This window comes from Pseudoalteromonas umbrosa, assembly GCF_030125375.1.
Taxonomy (GTDB): domain Bacteria; phylum Pseudomonadota; class Gammaproteobacteria; order Enterobacterales; family Alteromonadaceae; genus Pseudoalteromonas; species Pseudoalteromonas umbrosa.
In genome coordinates this window covers 183,776-204,877 of record NZ_JASJUU010000005.1, presented here as the reverse complement: position 1 = coordinate 204,877, position 21,102 = coordinate 183,776, and the positions used below count along the sequence as shown (strand labels likewise).

Here is a 21,102-nt window from a genome sequence, read left to right as displayed (position 1 = left end):
TTAATAGGTATCCATAGGATCAACATCAATATTCCAACGCACGCGTGTTGCAAGCTTGTGGTTGCTTATATATTCCTTTAATTGCATGAGATATTGATGCAAAACATTACGTTGTGTTGCTTGTATATGTAATTGATAGCGATACTTTCCTGCGAGACGTTCCATAGGCGCAGGGATCGGCCCCAGCAATTGTATACCAGAGAATGGCTGAGCAGGAACCAGATCAGATAAAAATGTCATGACTAAGTGTGCCGATGTTGCTTCTGCTCTGATTAATGCCAGATGTGTATAAGGAGGCAGCATGGCTTCTTGGCGCTCTGTTAACGCATATCGAGCAAAGTCCTGATAGCCATTGTTAACTAAATCTTGCAGCAGGGGGTGTTCAGGAAAGTGTGTTTGCAATATCACAGTGCCTGGCTCGCCACTTCTTCCTGCGCGGCCTGACACTTGTGTGATTAATTGTGCCATGTGCTCTGTGGCTCTAAAATCGCTGGAGTACAGGCCACTGTCTACATCTAGAATAATGACTAAGGCGACATCAGGGAAATGGTGTCCTTTAGCCAGCATTTGCGTGCCAATCAAAATTTGTGCGCCACCTTGATGTATTTTTTCAAGGGCGCTTTCTAAGCTGCCTTTACGCCGAGTTGAATCTCTATCAATCCGACTCACAGGCACGTCGGGAAACTGTGCAGTCACAAACTCTTCGAGCTGCTCGGTACCCAACCCTGTTGGCATAATTTGGGTGCTACCGCAATCAGGGCATTGATGGGGGACATATTGTTGTTCCCCACAATGATGGCACACTAAACGTTGCATGGTCTTATGATACGTTGCACTGGTACTACAATGGTGGCAATCGCTTAACCAGCCACACTCATGGCAGATAAGCGTAGGCGCAAAGCCTCGACGGTTAAGAAACACCATGGCTTGCTTGCCCATTGATAAGGTGCGTTCAATGGCTTTTAAGCTGGTATTAGCAAACCCGCCTTGGGTTTGTTGTGCTTTCATATCCACTAATAAAAACTGATTATCTTGACTTGTTTGTGCACGCTTACTGAGTGTGAGCAGTTGAAACTTGTTATCTAACGCTTTTTTTAATGTCTCAAGCGCAGGGGTTGCGGTGCCCAAGAGCAATGGACATTGCGCTTGGTGTGCTCGATATGCTGCCAAGTCACGGGCATGGTATCGCAAACTATCCTGTTGTTTAAATGAATGGTCGTGTTCTTCATCGACGACTATCATGGCAAGCGATTTAAAAGGCAAAAAGATACTTGAACGGGTACCAATGACGAGTGCTGTTGTCGCTTGTTGTGCACGACGCCAAGTATGTAATCGCTCATTATCAGTCAAGTTAGAGTGCCACAAATCAATAGGCAGTCCTGGGAAACGGCGTTTAAATCGGTTGACTGTTTGTGGGGTTAAACCAATTTCAGGCACTAGTACCAAGGCTTGCTTACCAGCACTGAGGACTTTTTCTAAACACTGCAAATAGACTTCGGTCTTACCACTGCCTGTGACCCCTTCGATTAAGAAAGTACGAAAACCGTCTGTATGATTGATGGCACTGCAAGCTGTTGCTTGTTCTTCATTAAGTAGGGGTTTGCTACCAACAGACAGTGCCGTGTTTTGCCATGACGTATCTGTGCGCAACTCTTCGCGGATCAGCTGTTTTTCTAGCAAGCCCTTGATTTGTGCTTGTGTAAAGCCCAGCGTTTTGAGCTCCGTGTGTGTCGCATCTCCAGCGGTGCGCAGCTGTTCAAGCAGTGCTTGTTGCTTTTTGGCTCTCAGGTTTCCTACTTCTCGCCCTTCATCAGTTAATGTCAGCATGGGAACTTGCGTTTTATCGACATCTTGGCCATCACGCAGCGCGCCCGGCAAAGCGGTAAATAAGGTTTCTCCGAAAGGGTAGCAGTAATAGTGACTAATAAATTCTAAAAATTTTAAGTGCGAGTCATCTAAAATAGGCGTGCTATCGATAACGGACTCAATCGGCTTTATTTTATCTTCAGGAACATCACTGTGCGTTTTGAGCTCGGTCACTACCGCTATGCAACGTCGATTCGCAAACTTGACCCATACGCGACCACCAACACAAGGGGTCATCGTGGTTTGATAGGTGTAATCAAAGGTTTTGTGTAAAGGGACTTTTATTGCGACCGCTGCAAATGGCATGTGCTCTCCAAGTGATCCGCCTATTGCGTAAAGCATGAAAGTGAATTGGGCTGATTATACCTTATCGTCCTATGCTTGTGAGGCTAAATTGTGGAGAGCGAACAGGAATAATAAAAATCCCCATAATAACTAATTTATTGCTTGTAGTTTGTACATGAAAGTCCTAAAATACGCGTCCAATTTATTTGTATAACGACGTATGGTGCCAAACTTCGGGTTTGGAGAGCGATACGGCCTTAACTAGAGGTTTCCTATGAAAGACGGTATTCATCCTAAGTACGAGACGATCTCAGCAACTTGTTCTTGTGGTAACAAATTCGAGACGCGTTCAACTCTTTGTAAAGACATTCACCTAGACGTATGTTCTGCATGTCACCCATTCTACACTGGTAAGCAGAAGATCCTTGATACAGGTGGTCGTGTTGATCGCTTCAACAAGCGCTTCGGTGCGCTATCTGCTAAGCGTTAATAACGACTTAGTCAGCAAGAGAAAGCACCTACGGGTGCTTTTTTTGTTTTAGAGTCACTCAATTATTCCCTATAATAATTACCTTCACCTTTTTCTCTTGTATTAAAAATCACTCTCAACTTGGTATTGTATTAAAAAGTTGCCATATTTGTTCTATAACATAGTTAAAACAATAGATTGTTAGCATAATAAATCATCGCATCTGTGACCTAGTTTTTATTATTACTAGGTTAGTATTGAGTGTTTAAATTCACCTTGGTTATGAATAGTTATGCGAGTTGAATTTGTTATTAAAGTCATTTAAATGTCACTAAATGCTGCTATATTTCTTTAAAATTAGATTAATGTTGTAATTGTTGTTCTAAGGGGATTTTATTGGTTTTTTTGCATATAAATTGATCTATTGTAGCCCTATTTAGTTTGTATATGCGTTAATTTGTTGCATTAAATATTGATGAAAAGTGGCTTAAAAGTCGCTAAATTACAAAAAATATCGGCTAACAGGATAGACCTGATAGTGCTTGAATTAATTTTCAAAAAAGGTATTGTTTAAAGCAGTTAGCGAATTTTTATCTCACTCTCACTTTTAACTTCTCGTAGGAAAAAATCGCGTCATGTCAGATTTACGTGAAAAAGCATTACATTACCACGCACACCCCGTCCCAGGTAAAATCAGTGTTGAGCTGACAAAGCCAGCTGAATCAGTGAAAGATCTTGCCCTAGCTTATAGTCCAGGCGTTGCAGAACCTGTACGTGAAATTGCAGCAGATCCAGCTAATGCATACCGTTATACAGGTAAAGGTAATATGGTAGCTGTAATTAGTAATGGTACTGCTATTCTAGGCCTTGGTAATTTAGGTCCATTGGCGTCTAAGCCTGTAATGGAAGGTAAAGCACTTTTATTTAAGCGTTTTGCTGGGTTAGATTCAATTGATATTGAAGTGAAGCACAATACAACTGAAGACTTTATCAATACAGTTGCAAATATTGCAGATACATTCGGTGGCATTAACTTAGAAGATATCAAAGCACCAGAGTGTTTTGAGATCGAAAAAGCTTTGATTGAGCGTTGTGATGTACCAGTTTTCCATGATGATCAACACGGTACAGCGATTGTAACGGCTGCGGGCATGTTAAATGCGCTTGAAATTCAAGGCAAAGACATCAAAGAAGCAATCATTGTTTGCTTAGGCGCAGGTGCTGCTGCTATCGCATGTATGGAGCTATTGATTAAATGTGGTGCACAACGCGAGCATATTTATATGCTAGACCGTAAAGGCGTTATCCATACACGTCGCGATGACTTAAATGAATACAAAACGCTGTTTGCCAACAATACGGATAAGCGTACGCTGCAAGATGTCATTGCTGAAGCTGATGTGTTTGTTGGTGTATCTGGCCCAGACTTATTATCACCGGAAGACCTGAAGTTGATGGCTGATAAGCCAGTTGTGTTTGCATGTTCTAATCCTGATCCAGAGATCAGTCCAGAAGTGGCACATGGTGCACGTGATGATTTAATCATGGCAACTGGCCGTTCTGATTATCCTAATCAGGTTAATAATGTACTGTGTTTCCCATTCATTTTCCGTGGTGCGCTCGATGTGCGTGCGACCGCTATTAATGATGAAATGAAGATTGCCGCAGTGGAAGCGATCCGCAGCATTGCTAAAGAGCCTGTGCCTCAAGAAGTATTGGTTGCAGCAGAAGTGGATACGCTAGAGTTTGGTTCAGAGTATATTATTCCAAAACCAATGGACCCACGTTTACTACCTCGCATAGCGAAAGCGGTGGCACAAGCTGCAATCGATTCGGGTGTAGCGCAAATTGATATGCCAGAAAATTACATGGCCTAATCACCAGATACAAAAAAGCCTCACATTAGTGAGGCTTTTTTTGCTTGAAAAAACTTAGTCTTCATTGATCTCTGGGATTTCTAAGCCCATTTTTTCCATGATTTCACGAACTTCCGCAGGGATCTTTTCAGGATTATCTTTTCTTAAATCTTCATCGTTTGGCAAAGGTTGCCCTGTAAAAGCATGAAGAAAAGCTTCACACAATAATTCACTGTTTGTTGCATGGCGCAGGTTATTGACCTGTCGACGAGTCCTTTCATCTGTCAGTACTTTAAGTACATTCAGAGGAATTGAAACCGTGATCTTTTTGACTTGTTCTGATTTTTTACCGTGTTCTGCATAAGGGTGAACATATTCACCGTTCCATTTAGCCATAATTGTGTACTTGCCTCAGTGTTTACCTTGGATGCAAATAAGACTGTATTTTGCGCGCTGAGTGAACTGCAGACGGTGTGTACTTTGCACAAAGTTTATACATGTGCATTGTACAGGAAATTGGCAGAATACTCGGTCTTTTGCCATATTAGGTCAAAGATCCAGTCTTATTGACATCCTATATCGCTTTCGTGGCGAAATTTTATCGGTTTGAATAAGATAGTCAAATACTAGTTATTTGGCCATATAGAAGGATAAATGTTTTGACATCTTTAAATTGTTCATCTAACCTTTTAGACGTCTAAACATCCAAGTATCTAGGTGACCTATGAGCCAAAGTAAAAAGTCAACGATTGCCGTAAGAAATGGTATTGATGCTGACAAGCATCATGGTGCAGTTGTGCCTCCTCTTTATTTATCCACGACCTATTCTTTTGCTGATTTTGATAAGAAGCGAGATTATGACTACGGTCGCAGTGGTAATCCAAATCGCGATATATTAGCCGATACGCTGACTCAACTTGAGGGCGGTGAAAAAGGCATTATCACGGCAACTGGCATGGCCGCAGTTCATTTAGTCACACAGTTGTTAAATCACGATGATACATTGGTTATTCCACATGACTGTTATGGTGGAAGCTATCGTTTATTTACATCGCTTGAAAAGCGTGGCTTATTAAAAGTAAAAGTACTTGATTTGACTCAGCCTGACAGCCTTGCGCAAATTGCAGAGATTGCACCTAAGATTGTTTGGATAGAAACACCGAGTAACCCGATTTTGCGTTTAACAGATATTGAAGCTGTCGTTAATGCTGCACATGGGTGTGGAGCTTTGGTTGCGGCGGACAATACGTTTTTATCTCCTGCATTGCAAAACCCAATTGCGTTTGGTGTAGACATCGTTGTCCATTCAACCACTAAATTTATTAACGGACACTCAGATGTTGTTGGTGGTGCTGTGATCGCACGCACTCAAGAGCTTGGTGATGAACTTGCTTGGTGGGCGAATAATATCGGGATCACAGGCTCGCCGTTTGATAGCTACTTAACGCTGCGCGGTTTGAGAACGTTGAAAGTACGCTTAAAGCAACACGAACAAAATGCGTTGGCGATTGCACAATATTTGGAGGCATCGCCATATGTTGAGCAGGTATATTATCCTGGCCTTGTTTCTCACCCTCAGCACGAACTTGCAAAAAAGCAGCAGCATGGCTTTGGTGGCATGGTGAGCTTTGATATTAAGGGGACTTTGAAAGATTCTGCGACATTCTTAACCTCACTATCTCAGTTCTCGCTCGCAGAGTCTTTAGGTGGTGTTGAAAGCTTAATTTGTCATCCTGCGACTATGACCCACGCAGGGATGGACCCACAAGCTCGTCTTGAAGCTGGCGTTGGAGACACATTGATCCGGATTTCGGTCGGTATTGAAGATGTAGAAGATTTACTTGCTGATCTAGAGCTGGCTTTTCAAAAAGTAAATAGCCCAGAATCAGGCTGCTCAGACAGTGCCAAAGATTTTAAATTATCACCTGCACATACGGTTTTATGGTAAGAACATGACAAAAGTAGTACATAAATTTGGTGGCTCAAGCCTGAGCTCAGCAGCGCGCTATCAAGCGGTTGCAAATATCATTTTGGGCCAATGCCAAGCAGGTGATTGTGTTGTTGTTTCTGCGGCTGGTAAAACGACTAATACTTTGGTCAAGCTATGGCAAAGCTATGTGCAAAAAGATGACAACGGATTTAACGACATCTTATTGCAGGTAGAAAATCATCAAAATCAACTTCTAAGTGAGCTGTTTGATAGTCAACAAGCGAATGCATTATCAAGCCAATTAAAAGATGAATTGCAGAGCATTGCTAAAGCGGCAAAGGGTGACTCATTGCATGAGGCGACACTGTTAGCACATGGTGAGATTTGGTCAGCAAGATTATTAGCTCGATTGCTCAGTACCTTAAATGTGGAATCACAGGATGTGGATGCAAGAACACTGTTCACACAGCACCAAGGTCAGTTATTGCATGCACAAAATAAGCAAGCCTGTCTTGCGCAAATTAAGGCGGATAAGATTTACGTTGTGACTGGCTTTATTGCCTCTGATTGCGATGGAAAAACGATTACGCTTGGACGCAATGGCAGTGACTATAGCGCAACTTTACTCGCCAACTATGTTGATGCCAAAGCTGTTTCAATTTGGACTGATACTCAGGGCGTATTTAGCACGGACCCTCGTAAAGTGAGCTCTGCAATAAAATATCCAAAAGTGTGCCGTGTTCAGGCCAACTTATTAGCACGCCTTGGCAACCCTGTACTGCATGCTAAGACACTCTCACCATTAAAAGACACCAATATAAAATTACAAGTGCGCAGCAGCTTTGACCCAGAAGTGGTTGGTACGGAAATCGTCAAGCAAGGTTACAGCAAAGACAAACGCTTTATCACCACTTTTGATGAGTTAGACTTGATCCGTGTTGAAGGGCTAGCTGTTGGCGAAGTGCGCACCTTGAGTCAGTTAATACAGCATAGTATTCATCACTTTAACAAAGGTGGTGAGGATTATTTGCTTGTGCCAAGCAAGGACACCCACGCTGTTGCGAGTCATTTAGCCGGACGAGGTAATATTGTTGAGTCACATCTCAGAGGGCTAGCAATTGTTTCGCCGAGTCATGAAACGGCGCATTTAACCCAGCAGGCTGCGACTGTGTTAGAACAGCAAGATGTAGTTGTACGTTTTACTCACAGTGATGGTAGCTATGCCTTGTTTTTAACAGATCAATCGATAGACAGTGATGTACTGGCTATTTTACATGATAAATTAGTGAACAAAGGCCGAGAACTTGCTGTGATTATTGCTGGGCTTGGCAATGTTGGAGAGGTATTTGTTGAGCAGTGCCAAAAGCAAGTTGAAAAGCTCCAGGCAACATTTGATCTTAAAGTTGTGGCATTGGTTCGCTCGAAAGAAATGCTGTTTTGCCCAAGTGGTATTAACATTGGAAGTTGGCAGCAGCAGTGGCGTAGTGAAGCACAAGCCTATCAGCCAGAAGATTTACTAGAGCGTATTGGTGAGCTTGATTACGAAAATAAGGTGGTGATAGATATTACTGCCAGCGACGCCTTTAGCAACATGTATCCAAGTTTTGTCGCACATGATTGTCACCTGATCAGTGCCAATAAATATGCAGGTACAGCAGAGCAAACTTGGTATGGTAAGTTACTTGAGCAGTTGCAAGAACGCAATTTACATTGGCGGTATAACACCAGCGTTGGTGCTGGATTACCCATTAACTTTGCCCTAGCAGATCTTCAAAATAGTGGAGATACAGTGACTCGTATTGAGGGGGTATTCTCTGGCACGCTTTCGTGGCTATGTAGCAGTTTTGATGGTAGTAAAGCGTTTTCAGAACTGGTTTTAGAAGCACAGTCAATGGGTTATACGGAACCAGACCCTCGAGAAGATTTATCTGGACGAGATATGCAGCGCAAACTGCTTATTTTAGCGAGAGACTTAGGTTTGCAGCTTGATGTTGACGACATCGCTTTGGAGCCTTTAATGCCAGTGCATCTGGCTGACGGTAATTGGGATTCGTTTTTAGCCAAGCGTGAGGCGCTAGATGAGTTCTACCAATCACGTTATGAGCAAGCACAGTCTCAAGGTAAAGCTTTACGCTATACCGGCGCACTAGAGGTTGATGCACAAGGTAAAGTCAGTGCGAAAGTAGGTATTGCCTATGCTGAAGCTGGTAGTGCGATCGCGAACCTAACGCCAGGTGATAATATATTTGTGATCACCAGCCAATGGTATGAAAGTAATCCATTGGTCATCCAAGGTCCTGGTGCTGGTAAAGAGGTGACAGCTGCGGGCATACATTCAGACTTGTACTGGTTAACTCAAAAGCTCAAATAGCTGTACCTTGTGATTTATTAAATAAAAGGCCATGCTTAGCATGGCCTTTTTTATGCGGTTAGAAGAGCTCTTCTGTGGCTGGTAAGGAGTCTTCAAATGGGGTACTGCTACCAGAATCGAGGACATATTTTGTCGGTGCAGTGCCGCGCTCAAAATATTCAAAGCGACTGGTATGGTCATTTCTTTCACTTAATAACCCTGTTTTCAAATCAATTCGAATTGAAACCAGTCCTGGAGGTGGCTCAATTGGTGCTAGGGGTTCATCTTTAAGTGCATGTCGCATGAAGCTTACCCATGCCGGTTGCGCGGTGGTTGCGCCTGCTTCTGCGCCGACGATTTGCTTTTTACCAAGGTTACTATTGTAGGCGGCTCGTCCCAAAGGCTTGCTGGCATCATCAAAGCCCACCCATACTGTAGTTAACAGATTGCGGTTAAAGCCTGTAAACCAAGTATCAACAGCATTATTGGTCGTGCCTGTTTTGCCTGCTAGGTCCTTACGTTTTAACGATTGAGCGCGCCAGCCTGTACCTGTCCAGCCCGTTTTATGCCGCCAGCTGCCTCCGCCCCAAATAGCACTTTTTAGTGCATCAGCCACTAAGAATGCATTTTTTTCGGAGATGATTCTTGGGGCGCATTGATATGGGTCGGTCTCTAACTCCTCATCGCTGCATACATGTAATGGTGTTGCAGTACCAAGCTCATTGCCAAATGCATCTGTAAGTCTGTCAATGAAGTAGGGCTCAATCAAGTGGCCACCATTGGCAAAGGTACTCATGCCCCTTGCCATCTCCAATGGTGTCAAAGCAGCACTCCCCAATGCAAGAGATTCACTGCGCACGAGATCAGCATCATTAAAACCGAATTTAAGAATGTGGTCTGCGGTATTATTTAGCCCGACACCACGCATAAGCCTAATTGATACGACGTTCTTAGACTGCGCTAAGGCTCTGCGAATACGAATAGGTCCACTGTAGACATTTGGGCTGTTTTTTGGCCGCCAAGCAACGCCTAAGCTATTGTCCCAATGATTGATAGGTGCATCATTTATAATGGTTGCAAGTGTGTAATCACCTTCGAAAGCAGCTGAATAAATGAATGGCTTAATGTTAGACCCAACTTGGCGTTTGGCCTGAACAGCTCGGTTATATTGGCTTTGCTTAAAACTATATCCACCTACAAGCGCTTTGATTTGCCCATTTTGCGGGTTAAGAGAAACAAGTGCACTGGCAGGCTGTGGTAATTGGCTTAGCATCCATGTTTGATCAATGCGACGAACCCATACTTGCATCCCTGGGGTTAAAATATCTGCCGCAGTTTTTGGAGCATGGCCTTGACGACGTTCGGAAATGTATGCACGCGCCCAGCTTATGGATTGCCAGTCTAATGTAATGGTTTCACCTGATTTAAGGACAACCTCTGCAGATTGCTCCCCAAGTGCTGTGACGACTGCCGCATGAAGCGGATCAATTGCTTTGACTTTTTTAAGTCGTTCAGTGATTTGTGAAGTAGTCCATGGGGTTTCTTCTGCTTGCCAGTATCGAGCACTTGGTCCCCTGAAGCCATGTCGCATATCATAATTATGCAAGTTATTAACAAGCGCCTGTTGCGCAGCAGCTTGTGTACTGGCATCGACTGTAGTGTAAACGCGAAAGCCTGAGTTATAAGCTGTATCTGCGCCATATTTTTCAACCATATAAGCGCGAACCATTTCAGAAATGTAAGGGGCATATAACTCAATTTCAGCACCATGGCGTTTTGCCGTGATTGGCGCATTGATAGCGTCTTGATACTCAGCTTGTGTAATGTACTTTTCAGTAAGCATGCGGCCTAATACGACATTACGTCTTGCTTTTGCGCGAGTTGGGTTACGTATTGGGTTGAGTGCCGAAGGAGCTTTAGGTAAGCCAGCAATCATCGCCATTTGTGGTAACGTGAGCTCGCTAAGTTCTTTGCCATAATAAACTTGTGCAGCAGCGCCAATACCAAATGAGCGATGACCCAGTTCAATTTTGTTGAGATATAGCTCAAAGATTTCATCTTTGCTCAGTAAGCGCTCTATATGTAAAGCAATGAAGATTTCTTTGACTTTACGGATATAGGCTTTTTCTCGCGTTAAGAAAAAATTTCTTGCCAATTGCATTGTGATGGTACTTGCGCCTTGCTTTTTTTGGCCCGTACTGACTAGGACAATAAAAGAGCGGACGATACCTATAGGGTCAATGCCAAAGTGTTCATAAAAGCGGTTATCTTCTGTCGCTAAAAAGGCATTGAGCATGGGTTCTGGAACGTCGTCGATTTTGACTGGTATGCGGCGCTTTTCACCAAACTGATTGATCAGTTTTCCATCGCGAGTGAATACCTGCATCGGGGTTTGTAATTGCACGTCTTTAAGGACTTTGACACTGGGAATATCTGATTTCACATAGAAATACAAGCCGACCAGAATCAGCAAGCCAAAAAGGCCAAAAACGAAAATAGTCTGTAATAATCTTTTTAATAAATTCACGAATTTATCCCTAGTGAGACTCCCAATTACAAATGGACGCTGTTAGTATATCCTGATTAAAAAACGATTAATAACTTTTGCGTAAATTCTTCTACCCGAACAGGTGTTAAATAATGCACTGTTGTTGTTTGGTAAGTATAATGCATAATACTTATGGCGTATCAAATGTTAATTCCTAATTTAAAGCGCCAATATAACGACTAGAACTTATACTTGGGTAAATTGCATGTTCGATCAAATATTTAAAAAGCACGCCCCTATGATGGTTGGAGTAGATATCGGCTCGCACTGTGTAAAAGCTGTGCTTCTTGCTGAGTCAAGTGCAGGGTACCGAGTTGAAGCGGTTGCCATTGAGCCTCTGCCAAAAGGTGCGATGAAAGAACGTGCGATTCAAGATATTGAAGCAATAGGTCGAGTTATTGCTAAACTAAAAAAAAGATTACCTAAAGGCACTCAGTTTGCATCGGTTGCTGTTTCTGGACAAACCGTTATCACAAAAATGATATTTATGGATGTGTCTTTAACAGATGCTGAATTAGAATCACAAATCGCCATTGAAGCGGATAGCTTAATTCCTTATCCACTTGATGAAGTCAGTCTGGATTTTGAAAAATTATCCGTCAATGAAGCAGATCCATCTAAAGTTAACGTCTTATTGTCTGCAGCACGTACAGAAAGTGTGCAGGCGCGAGTAGGTGCGTTGGAGGAGTCAGGCTTAAAGGCAAAAGTTGTTGATGTTGAGAGCTATGCGCTGGCACGCTCAGTTGATGTATTGTACGAGCAGCTACCATCTGACGCCTATGACAAAGTTGTGGCAATTATTGATATTGGTGCGGTCGTGACTTTAATTAGTGTGGTACAGTCGGGAAAAACACTGTATACAAGAGATCAAGTATTCGGTGGTGAGCAATATACTAATAGTATTGTAGCTTATTATAATAAGACCTTTGATGAAGCTGAGCTAGCAAAGACGACAGGGGACCTTCCACCTAACTATACTTTTGAGGTTTTGGCTCCATTTCAAACTTCTCTCCTTCAGCAAATAAGGAGAGCATTACAAATGTTTATGACAACCAGTGGTCATGATCAAGTGGATTACATTATTTTGACTGGCGGTACCGCGTTAGTCGAAGGCTTAGATCGACTCTTGGTCGATGAATTAGGTGTGCATAGCATCATTGGTGATCCATTTGCGAATATGGAAATAGCTCCTAAAGTTGATAGAAGTGTGCTTAACCGTCATAGTGCGCAATTCTCGATAGCAACGGGACTGGCTTTGAGGAGCTTTTCTGCATGCCACATATAAATTTACTTCCATGGCGAGAACAACAGAGGCAGGCATCTCAGCAAAAGTTTCTGTCTATTTTGGCTGTGATTGTCGCGACAAGTTTGGCTGTAATGTATTTGATGGGAACATTTTACGACGGATTAAGACAAGGTCAGGAAATTAAAAATCACTACTTGCAAGGTGAAATAGCCAAATTAGATAAACGTATTGGTGAAATTGAAGGTCTAAATAAACAAAAAGAAAACCTTCAGCGTCGAATACGGCTCATTGAGGTGTTGCAAAGTAACCGTAATTTGGGTACTCAAATTATTGATGAAGTGGCCAGGGTAGTCCCTGCAGGTGTTTATTTAACAAGTTTAGAACGCACCGAAGATATGATTAAAGTAGTGGGGCGTAGCGAGTCAAATAATCGATTGTCACAAATGCTCCGAGCAGTAGAATCCTCTTATTTACTGGAAAAACCGGTTATCCAAGGCATTGTTGCAGGGAGCAATGATGACCGACTCCTTAGCGATTTTATGATGCATTTTTATGTTAAGTCATTTGAGCAAATGGAGCAGGAGCGTCAACAGGCTGGTAATGCAGAGGCAGGAGTACCGGAATCGTGAAACTTGATATCAAATCATTACAAGAAATCGATTGGAATGAAGTTGAGTTAGATAATATAGGTGAATGGCCTTTACCCGTTAAGATACTGTGCTGCACCATGGTGGTCCTTATTATGCTCATTGTTGGCTATACCATGCTTGTCTCTTCATCTATCGATCGCTATGAAGCCGCTGTAAATAAAGAAGAAGAACTGCGCAAAAGTTACCGTATAAAATATGGTCGGGCAAATAATTTAGAGTTATACAGGCAGCAAATGCTCGATATGGAAGATCAATTTTCTCAACTATTGAGAAAGCTGCCAACATCGAATGAAACGCCAGGGTTATTAGATGATTTAACGTATGTAGGCACTTCTAGCGGCTTAACATTTTTAAAGATTGGTTGGTTACCGGAAGTGAAAAAAGAGTTTTATACGGAGTTACCGATTAATCTTGAAGTTGTGGGCAGTTATCATGAGTTTGGTGAGTTTGTGAGTAAAGTGGCTCAGTTACCAAGGATAGTGAGCTTGCATGATTTTAGAATTGAAAATGCTGGCAATAACTCGTTAGTTTTTGGTGTAGTAGCCAAGACATATCGTTATGAGCAAGGAGGAAGCCGATGATGCGTCTGGCTCCTTTGGTGCTTCTGATATTGCTTTTATCTGGTTGTAATGATGATACAGCAGAGCAAAAGGAGTATATCGACAGGGTACAGGCCAGTGCAACGCCTTATATTGACCCCATTCCAGAAATGATGAACTTTGAGCATTTTCCGTATCAAGCATCTGAGTTGCGAAGTCCATTTGTAGCACCTCAGCCAGAAGTAATTGAAAATAGACTAGTGCAAATAAAAAACTGTCTTCATCCTGATCCGGAAAGAATGCGAGACCCACTTGAAAAATTCCCATTGGATAACCTTGTCATGAAAGGCATAATTGCAACTAATATAACAACTTGGGCATTGATAAAGGCGGCTGATCAGGGTTTATATCGAGTTAAAGAAGGACAATATATGGGGCTTTATCATGGTGAAGTGGTCGGTGTCCACTCTGATAGAATTGAGTTAATGGAGCTTATCCCTGATGGCTCTGGTTGTTGGAAAGAGCGACTCACAACAGTTGAGATGCCAGAAGCTGGTGAAATGGGCGCGAGTGAATAATAAAAAGGTGATACGACTATGACGCGCAACCTAGCAAATAGTTTTGCGAAAACACTGATTGGCGGAGTATTTTTAGGGGCTTCAATATGCTCTCATGCGATCCCTATGCTCTATGATGTGCGCTACAATCCGATAGCTTCTGGTGAAACAGAGCTACAGTTGGTATTTGATGAGCAGCTTGAAGGAGAGCCTCAAGTTCAAGTTTTAAATGACCCTGCGCGTTTAGAATTGTTTTTTAAAGATGCCGAATTTGAAGAAAGCTTGAAGCAGATGTCGATTGGCAAAGCTGGGATCCATGCTATTCAGAGCAATATGGAGGCTGGTGGCTTCAGGATTTCCATTATGCTTGAAGAACTGAAACTTTATAAAACCAGCGTAAAAAATAATCTGGTATATTTGCAAGTATCCGACAAGCCAATTCCTGACCCAAGCGCTGATGAAAAAACAAGTCAATATATCAATGGCATTCAAAGTATTGATTTTAAGCGCACCAGTGAAGGTGCGGGACAAGTATTAGCATTTTTACAGTCAGCACAAAGTGCGATTGATGTGCAGCAAGTTGGCGATAAAATCATCGCAGATTTTCATCATATCAGCATTCCTGATGAACATTTATACGAGTTAGATGTCACAGATTTTGGTACGGTTGTAAGTAAAATAGAAACGTTTAGAGAAGATACTAAAACGCGCATGGTTATTGAGCCGAGTTCAGCGTTTAAATTTAACTATCAACAGCTAGATAACATATTTACACTAACGGTTGAAAAAGACACGACAGAGTTTAATTTTGGTGAAAGCAAATCTTACCAAGGGCAGCCAATTACATTAAACTTTCAAGATATTCCAGTTCGTTCTGTCCTGCAAATCATTGCAGATACAAACAATTTTAATTTGGTCACCAGTGACTCTGTATCTGGCAATATCACCTTGCGGTTAGATGGCGTACCGTGGGACCAAGCACTTGATGTAGTGCTTCGAGTTAAAGGCCTGGATAAAAGAATGGAAGGGTCTATTTTAATGGTAGCACCTTCTGAGGAATTAAGCGCACGTGAAGCGAAAGAGTTACAGGCAAGAAAGCAAGTCGAAGAATTAGAGCCTTTGTATACAGAATATATCCAATTAAATTATGCAAAAGCACAAGAGTTCTCTGACTTACTTAAAACGGATGTCAATTCCATAATTAGTTTGCGTGGCAGCGTTTCTGTTGATACCAGAACTAATACCTTGTTGATAAAAGATACGGCACGTAGCATTGAAAGTATAAGACGTATGGTTGAAAAGCTGGATGTCCCTGTAAAACAGGTGCGTATTGAATCTCGTATGGTCACAGTGACAGATAATATTCAAGAAGACTTGGGAATACGTTGGGGATTCAGTGATCAGCAAGGGAATGATGCTTTGTCGGGTAACTTAACGGCAGCTGATCTGCTTTCAGGTGGTACGATACCTGGCTTAGAAGACAGGTTAAATGTCAATTTACCAGCACCAGCAACGGCTGCGAGTATTGGCATGCATATCGCGAAACTGTCTGATGGTACGTTGATCGACCTTGAATTATCTGCATTAGAGCAGGAAAATAAAGGGGAGATCATAGCGACGCCGAGTATTACAACAGCGAACCAAAAAACAGCGCGCATAGAACAGGGGACCGAGATCCCATTTGTTGAGGCATCATCCAGTGGTGCGACAGCCGTAGAGTTCAAAAAAGCGGTTTTGAGCTTAGAAGTTACACCGCAAATTACGCCGGACAACAAAATTATTTTAGATTTAATTATCACTCAAGATACGCGAGGTGATACAGTACAAACCGCAAATGGTCCAGCTGTTGCAATTAATACTCAGCAGATACAAACGCAGGTTTTAGTTGATAACGGTCAAACTGTGGTGCTTGGTGGCATATACCAACAAGAAACGACAAATGCAGTGAGTAAAGTACCGCTTCTTGGGGATGTCCCCTACCTTGGTGTGTTATTTAGAAACACCAAAGAAATTAATGAAAAGAAAGAGTTGTTGATTTTTGTCACGCCCAGAATTATGAATGATAATTTGTAATGGCGATAAATTAACAAATAAAGGTGGAATTTACGCCTTTTGACTTGAAATGTTGAATAGATTACTGAGATAATCCCCTCCTTAATTTTGGGGCCAGGTCGTTAGGCGGGGTTTTATTTCAAATTTTAGAGTTCGTTTGTACTAAAAAGATATGGCTGAGAAACGTAATATATTTCTAGTAGGCCCTATGGGGGCTGGTAAAAGCACGATTGGTCGTCACATTGCTGACCAATTACACCTTGAGTTTTTTGATTCGGATCAGGAAATTGAGCGCCGCACTGGTGCTGATATTGCCTGGGTCTTTGATATCGAAGGAGAAGAAGGTTTTCGTAAGCGTGAAGAGACTGTAATTTCAGATTTGACTGAAAAGCAGGGCATCGTTCTGGCAACAGGCGGTGGCTCAGTGATCAGTAAGGAAGTGCGTAACAAACTGTCAGCTCGTGGGATTGTAGTATATTTAGAAACGCCCATTGAAAAACAAGTGGCTCGAACACAGCGAGATAAGCGCCGTCCTTTATTACAGACTGGTGAAGACTCAAGAAAAATTTTAGAAGATTTAGCTGAGCAACGAAACCACTTATACAGCGAAGTTGCTGATATCGTTGTACGCACTGATGAACAAAGTGCGAAAGTAGTCGCAAATCAAATTATAGATAAGTTAGATTTTTAATTGCTAATATAAAAGGAGGGTGTAGTGATGCTTGAATTGAATGTGGATTTAAACGAGCGGAGCTATCCCATCTATATTGGGCAAAACCTACTATCTGATAAAGGGCGGTTGATTGAGCATATTGGTCACAGTCGCCCAGTTATCATAAGCAATGAAACTATTGCTCCTCTATATCTCGAAGTCATTGAATCACAGCTTAGAGATTTATCCCCTCTACATTTTATTATCCCTGATGGTGAACAGTACAAATCACTCGAGTGGTTTGAGAAGATCTGTGCATTTTTACTTGAACATAACTGTGGTAGAGATACTTGCTTAATCGCCTTAGGTGGCGGTGTAATTGGTGATCTTACTGGCTTTGTTGCCTCTGCATACCAACGTGGTGTGCCTTTTATTCAAATACCAACGACATTGCTATCCCAAGTGGATTCATCGGTTGGCGGCAAGACGGCGGTCAATCATCCTCTTGGCAAAAATATGATTGGTGCTTTTTATCAGCCTAAGGCTGTATTTATTGACACCAACTCACTAAAAACCTTACCAGCTCGAGAGTTCGCTGCCGGCATGGCTGAAGTGATAAAGTATGGATTGATCTATGATGCTGCCTTTTTAACGGTGTTAGAAGACAGTGCGGCTCAGTTAAAAGCACTTGATACACAGAGTTTAAATCAAATCATTTACCGCTGTTGTGAAATTAAAGCAGAGATAGTTGCTAAAGATGAAAAAGAAGCAGGGCTGCGTGCACTGCTGAATCTTGGGCATACATTTGGTCATGCGATAGAAGCACAAATGGGTTATGGCAATTGGCTGCATGGGGAAGCAGTCGCGGCTGGTATAATGTTAGCTATGAGGCTTGGACTGCAGCGTGGTGATATGTCTGAGTACGAAGTTACACGTATATGTAACTTGCTTGAACAGTATGAGCTACCAACAGCCCCGCCTGAAGAAATGACGTCTGAGCAGTTTATCCATCATATGCGCAAGGATAAGAAGAATAAAAAAGGCAAAATCAGATTTATCTTGCCAACCTCGATGGGAGAATGTGCATTAGTAGATGATGTATCTGATGATAATGTAGGTCATTTAATAGGGCGGTAATGCAGTCTCAAATATTGCCAAGTCGCGCTGCCTTGGTAGATAGAATTGCAATGCAATTCGAATATGGGCAGAGCTTAATTTGTTTGGTCGGTAATTCAGGCTTAGGGAAAAGCTATTTAGCAGAGAGCTTTATTACCGACAAATATAGTGACTTTTCTAAAGCGTTTATCCAGCTTAGCGCACACTCAAAAGATGTAGATATTATTCGCCAACTCATGGAGCATACTTTCCGTGCACCATTAGTGGATCAAAAGCTTTCTCTGACTGAAAACTTTTTTGTACTCAATAGTGAGCAACCAGCGGAGCCATGCTTATGGGTGCTTGATGGTGCTAGGCATCTCAGTGATGAACTAATAGCTGAACTGCAAAACTTAGCGACTCGTGCGCCAAATACACTCTACATATTAGTTACAGCACAAGCTCCTAATATGTTGCCCAATGCGTTAGATATTCATTTAGAGCCATTATCTAATGCAGAGTCCAAGCAGCTGATGAGAATGTTTTTCTCAGAGTTGCCTCCCGAAGATGACCCTATATTTGCAACATTTCTCAGTGAAGCAAGGGGCAATCCGAGTGTATTGCTCGATTGGCAACAAGCCGAACAACAGCTGGATTTACGGGAAAATATGCCTTCAAAGGGCAAGCAAAAGCACTTTTTTATTGGTGCATTCTCATTGGTCATTGCTTTATGTCTAGTAGCATTACTTTATAACAAACAATTACTCGATATGCTGCATATCAAGCAATATGTGGCTGAACAACCGTCAGAATTGCTGTCAGAGCCTACAGTGTTAGAAGCTAAAGAGGTACTTGATGGGCAAGAGAGTGTTGTACAGGTGACCCAAGCGGAAGTCCCTAATAAGAAAAGTCATACAGATAACCAAGCTGTCACAGCGATATTGGACGCGCTTCTTACTTTACCTGATAGTCCTAGTTCTGGTATTGAAGGAGAAGTTGTAGGAAATGAAGCCTCAGAAACTGAAGTAGAAGGTGTTGATGTTAGCTTTGACGAGGGAATTCAATCACAAGTAATACCTGATGAAGTTAAGCAAAAAATTAATCAGCCGGATACAGTAACTGATGGCCCGTTGGAAGTGTCTCAGCCTATTTACGAGACAAAGACTAAACAGATACGTGGCTCAGAACACGATAATATATGGTTTTTATCTCGCTCTGATTCTGAGTGGACGATACAGCTTCTCGCCGTCACGGACAAAAAGGTGGCTAGTGATTTCATTAGTCAGCATGCGTTAGCGAATTTTAAGGTTGCTGAAGTGCTCAGAAACGGCCGTACATGGTGGTTTGTAACATTGGCACCGTATGCGAGTTTAGAAGATGCAAAATTGGCACGGGCTAAGTTAACGTCGGATTTATTGGCTGCGAAGCCTTTTTTTAAACAGATCTCTCAAATAAAGCAGCAAATCCAACAGTCACAGTAAAAAAAATAGTGTAAAATCCCGCTACTTTTGGGTAATTAGATCGATCATGCAAAAAAAGACCAGAGCCTTTCTTAAATGGGCAGGTGGAAAATATAGTTTAGTGGAAGAGATCACTAAGCGATTACACAGTGCAAACAGTGAGGCTGATACTTTGGTAGAGCCCTTTGTTGGCGCTGGCTCTGTGTTTTTAAATAGTAACTTTAAGCATTATATTTTGAATGATATCAATGCTGATCTGATCAATCTGTATAAAGAAATTCAGCGTGCTCCAGATGAGTTTATCGGCGATGCTAAAAAGTTATTCGTTGAACAGAATAATTGTGCAGATGCATATTATGAGTATCGAAAACAGTTCAATGAATGCGTCGATGTATATGAACGTGCGATCCTCTTTTTGTACATGAATCGACATGGCTATAACGGTTTATGTAGATATAATCTTAAAGGCATCTTCAACGTGCCTTTTGGGAAATATAAAAAGCCTTACTTTCCTGAAAATGAGTTATACCATTTCGCTGAGAAAGCTCAGAGTGCGACATTTACTTGCTTAAGCTATGAGAAAGTGTTTAAACGCCTACCTGATAATTCGGTGATATATTGCGACCCACCTTATGTGCCGCTTAGCAAGACGGCTTCTTTTACGAGCTACGCAAAAGGCGGCTTCAATTTAGATGATCAAGCACAGCTCGCTAACCTGGCTGAACAGGCTGCTTTTAATGGTGACAAGCCTGTGTTGATTTCAAATCATGATACTGTGTGGACGAGAAAAATTTACAGTGAAGCAAATTTGGATGTGATACAGGTCAAAAGAACCATTAGTCCAAAGGGAAATGCACGAAATAAAGTGAATGAATTGATGGCCTTGTATAATAAGCCTTTATCTCGCGATTAACTGCCATTTTCACCGGCTAAAACAATACCGTTTACAAGTAATATGAGTCCGACAACGAATAAAATGACAAAGAGTGTGCCTACGACTAAGTAGGGCCAAAAGTGTGTATGAGTGAAGTCGTATTGATATTTTTTGCTGCTCTGAACACCGAACATAGCAGCTAGGACGCTTTGAAAGATGCTTAATAAAGTCATCATAACGCGTCCTGCCAACTTATTAAATGTCAGAAATTCTAGAGCTATCTTGTTGATCGTTAGAGCCTATTAAAAGCTCTAATAGATCTAGATAGTGAAACTGAGCATTGCTACTTCCACCAGTTAACCAAGCGTACCAACTTGTGTGTGCTTCACGTTTACAATGTTGATTATTATAATTATAAGATACGTCAACGCACTCACATGAATTAGCTTGTGCCAGTTCAATGTTGTCATCCCCAAATGAGAACACACCAATTGAAATTATGGCCGCGGATGCTAACAATACTGTCCGTGTTTTTAGCCATGTTACCATAACCATCCCCTCAGCGATTAGCTATTCATTAATAGTACACTATGGATATTTATTAAACAATCGATTTATCTATTTTCTATGTTAGTTACTCGCAAGTTGTCAGCAGCGCATTCGTGTATTTCTT

The 21,102-nt window shown here is 41.9% G+C and carries 18 protein-coding genes; 13 read left to right on the top strand and 5 right to left on the bottom strand.

Translation table 11 applies throughout. The annotated features are described in order from the left end of the window. Entirely contained in the window at positions 1 to 2,172 is a 2,172-nt protein-coding gene (gene priA / locus QNM16_RS18040) for a primosomal protein N' (RefSeq protein ID WP_284021767.1), read from the bottom strand. 253 nt (positions 2,173 to 2,425) lie between these two features. Here priA and rpmE point away from each other — a divergent pair, with 253 nt between their 5' ends. After that, positions 2,426 to 2,641 carry a 50S ribosomal protein L31 gene (rpmE, locus tag QNM16_RS18035; protein WP_081216524.1) on the top strand — a complete coding sequence of 72 codons (216 nt, stop codon included), beginning with the start codon at positions 2,426 to 2,428 and terminating at the stop codon, positions 2,639 to 2,641. Positions 2,642 to 3,255: 614 nt separating this feature from the next. Next, entirely contained in the window at positions 3,256 to 4,497 is a 1,242-nt protein-coding gene (locus QNM16_RS18030; protein ID WP_063362812.1) for a malic enzyme-like NAD(P)-binding protein, read from the top strand. A gap of 54 nt (positions 4,498 to 4,551) precedes the next feature. Here QNM16_RS18030 and metJ read toward each other — a convergent pair whose 3' ends face one another. Next, positions 4,552 to 4,872 carry a met regulon transcriptional regulator MetJ gene (gene metJ, locus QNM16_RS18025; RefSeq protein WP_063362813.1) on the bottom strand — a complete coding sequence of 107 codons (321 nt, stop codon included), beginning with the start codon at positions 4,870 to 4,872 and terminating at the stop codon, positions 4,552 to 4,554. A 328-nt stretch (positions 4,873 to 5,200) separates the two neighbouring features. Here metJ and metB point away from each other — a divergent pair, with 328 nt between their 5' ends. Together metB and metL are read left to right on the top strand one after the other, a co-directional pair. Next, complete coding sequence (metB, locus tag QNM16_RS18020; protein ID WP_284021766.1) at positions 5,201 to 6,424, top strand: cystathionine gamma-synthase; 1,224 nt, start codon at positions 5,201 to 5,203, stop codon at positions 6,422 to 6,424. A 4-nt stretch (positions 6,425 to 6,428) separates the two neighbouring features. Beyond that, positions 6,429 to 8,777 carry a bifunctional aspartate kinase/homoserine dehydrogenase II gene (gene metL, locus QNM16_RS18015; RefSeq protein WP_284021765.1) on the top strand — a complete coding sequence of 783 codons (2,349 nt, stop codon included), beginning with the start codon at positions 6,429 to 6,431 and terminating at the stop codon, positions 8,775 to 8,777. 58 nt (positions 8,778 to 8,835) lie between these two features. Here the strand turns inward: metL and QNM16_RS18010 are convergent, their stop codons facing one another. After that, positions 8,836 to 11,283: a penicillin-binding protein 1A gene (locus QNM16_RS18010; protein WP_284021764.1), complete on the bottom strand. Its 2,448-nt coding sequence runs from the start codon at positions 11,281 to 11,283 to the stop codon at positions 8,836 to 8,838. A gap of 226 nt (positions 11,284 to 11,509) precedes the next feature. On the opposite strand from QNM16_RS18010, the gene QNM16_RS18005 reads away from it, so the two are divergent. The 9 genes from QNM16_RS18005 to QNM16_RS17965 all read left to right on the top strand — a co-directional run bounded on the left by QNM16_RS18005 (position 11,510) and on the right by QNM16_RS17965 (position 20,468). Further along, positions 11,510 to 12,589 (top strand): pilus assembly protein PilM, encoded by a 1,080-nt coding sequence (locus QNM16_RS18005; RefSeq protein WP_284021763.1) that lies wholly within the window; start codon positions 11,510 to 11,512, stop codon positions 12,587 to 12,589. Then, positions 12,577 to 13,179: a PilN domain-containing protein gene (locus tag QNM16_RS18000; RefSeq protein WP_284021762.1), complete on the top strand. Its 603-nt coding sequence runs from the start codon at positions 12,577 to 12,579 to the stop codon at positions 13,177 to 13,179. The genes QNM16_RS18005 and QNM16_RS18000 overlap by 13 nt, the downstream gene beginning before the upstream one ends. Continuing rightward, a complete protein-coding gene (locus tag QNM16_RS17995) occupies positions 13,176 to 13,781 on the top strand; it encodes a type IV pilus inner membrane component PilO (RefSeq protein WP_284021761.1) in 606 nt (201 codons plus the stop codon). Before QNM16_RS18000 ends, QNM16_RS17995 begins: the two co-directional genes overlap by 4 nt. Beyond that, the gene (locus QNM16_RS17990; protein WP_284021760.1) at positions 13,778 to 14,317 is read left to right on the top strand and encodes a pilus assembly protein PilP; all 540 of its coding nucleotides are present in this window, start codon (positions 13,778 to 13,780) and stop codon (positions 14,315 to 14,317) included. Before QNM16_RS17995 ends, QNM16_RS17990 begins: the two co-directional genes overlap by 4 nt. Positions 14,318 to 14,335: 18 nt before the next feature. Further along, complete coding sequence (locus QNM16_RS17985; protein ID WP_284021759.1) at positions 14,336 to 16,369, top strand: type IV pilus secretin PilQ; 2,034 nt, start codon at positions 14,336 to 14,338, stop codon at positions 16,367 to 16,369. 151 nt (positions 16,370 to 16,520) lie between these two features. Next, complete coding sequence (gene aroK / locus QNM16_RS17980; protein WP_036975093.1) at positions 16,521 to 17,039, top strand: shikimate kinase AroK; 519 nt, start codon at positions 16,521 to 16,523, stop codon at positions 17,037 to 17,039. 27 nt (positions 17,040 to 17,066) lie between these two features. Next, the gene (gene aroB / locus QNM16_RS17975; RefSeq protein WP_284021815.1) at positions 17,067 to 18,137 is read left to right on the top strand and encodes a 3-dehydroquinate synthase; all 1,071 of its coding nucleotides are present in this window, start codon (positions 17,067 to 17,069) and stop codon (positions 18,135 to 18,137) included. Next, positions 18,137 to 19,576: an SPOR domain-containing protein gene (locus QNM16_RS17970; RefSeq protein ID WP_284021758.1), complete on the top strand. Its 1,440-nt coding sequence runs from the start codon at positions 18,137 to 18,139 to the stop codon at positions 19,574 to 19,576. Before aroB ends, QNM16_RS17970 begins: the two co-directional genes overlap by 1 nt. 46 nt (positions 19,577 to 19,622) lie before the next feature. Continuing rightward, positions 19,623 to 20,468, top strand: coding sequence for a Dam family site-specific DNA-(adenine-N6)-methyltransferase (locus QNM16_RS17965; protein ID WP_284021757.1), 846 nt, complete (start codon positions 19,623 to 19,625; stop codon positions 20,466 to 20,468). Here the strand turns inward: QNM16_RS17965 and QNM16_RS17960 are convergent. Together QNM16_RS17960 and QNM16_RS17955 are read right to left on the bottom strand one after the other, a co-directional pair. After that, the gene (locus QNM16_RS17960) at positions 20,465 to 20,665 is read right to left on the bottom strand and encodes a DUF2970 domain-containing protein (protein WP_336620311.1); all 201 of its coding nucleotides are present in this window, start codon (positions 20,663 to 20,665) and stop codon (positions 20,465 to 20,467) included. The two genes, QNM16_RS17965 and QNM16_RS17960, sit on opposite strands and share 4 nt — an antisense overlap. Positions 20,666 to 20,684: 19 nt before the next feature. After that, on the bottom strand, positions 20,685 to 20,978 hold the full coding sequence (locus QNM16_RS17955; protein WP_284021756.1) for a hypothetical protein: 294 nt from the start codon (positions 20,976 to 20,978) through the stop codon (positions 20,685 to 20,687). Positions 20,979 to 21,102: the final 124 nt, after the last annotated feature.

Bases quoted from the DNA above. Each gene is read 5' to 3' on its own strand.
- QNM16_RS18005 (WP_284021763.1), top strand. From the start codon at position 11,510: ATGTTCGATCAAATATTTAAAAAGCACGCCCCTATGATGGTTGGAGTA.
- rpmE (WP_081216524.1), top strand. From the start codon at position 2,426: ATGAAAGACGGTATTCATCCTAAGTACGAGACGATCTCAGCAACTTGT.
- aroK (WP_036975093.1), top strand. From the start codon at position 16,521: ATGGCTGAGAAACGTAATATATTTCTAGTAGGCCCTATGGGGGCTGGT.
- priA (WP_284021767.1), bottom strand. From the start codon at position 2,172: ATGCCATTTGCAGCGGTCGCAATAAAAGTCCCTTTACACAAAACCTTT.
- metB (WP_284021766.1), top strand. From the start codon at position 5,201: ATGAGCCAAAGTAAAAAGTCAACGATTGCCGTAAGAAATGGTATTGAT.
- QNM16_RS17990 (WP_284021760.1), top strand. From the start codon at position 13,778: ATGATGCGTCTGGCTCCTTTGGTGCTTCTGATATTGCTTTTATCTGGT.
- QNM16_RS17955 (WP_284021756.1), bottom strand. From the start codon at position 20,978: ATGGTAACATGGCTAAAAACACGGACAGTATTGTTAGCATCCGCGGCC.
- aroB (WP_284021815.1), top strand. From the start codon at position 17,067: ATGCTTGAATTGAATGTGGATTTAAACGAGCGGAGCTATCCCATCTAT.
- QNM16_RS17985 (WP_284021759.1), top strand. From the start codon at position 14,336: ATGACGCGCAACCTAGCAAATAGTTTTGCGAAAACACTGATTGGCGGA.
- metL (WP_284021765.1), top strand. From the start codon at position 6,429: ATGACAAAAGTAGTACATAAATTTGGTGGCTCAAGCCTGAGCTCAGCA.
- QNM16_RS18030 (WP_063362812.1), top strand. From the start codon at position 3,256: ATGTCAGATTTACGTGAAAAAGCATTACATTACCACGCACACCCCGTC.
- QNM16_RS17965 (WP_284021757.1), top strand. From the start codon at position 19,623: ATGCAAAAAAAGACCAGAGCCTTTCTTAAATGGGCAGGTGGAAAATAT.
- QNM16_RS17960 (WP_336620311.1), bottom strand. From the start codon at position 20,665: ATGATGACTTTATTAAGCATCTTTCAAAGCGTCCTAGCTGCTATGTTC.
- QNM16_RS18000 (WP_284021762.1), top strand. From the start codon at position 12,577: ATGCCACATATAAATTTACTTCCATGGCGAGAACAACAGAGGCAGGCA.
- QNM16_RS17970 (WP_284021758.1), top strand. From the start codon at position 18,137: ATGCAGTCTCAAATATTGCCAAGTCGCGCTGCCTTGGTAGATAGAATT.
- metJ (WP_063362813.1), bottom strand. From the start codon at position 4,872: ATGGCTAAATGGAACGGTGAATATGTTCACCCTTATGCAGAACACGGT.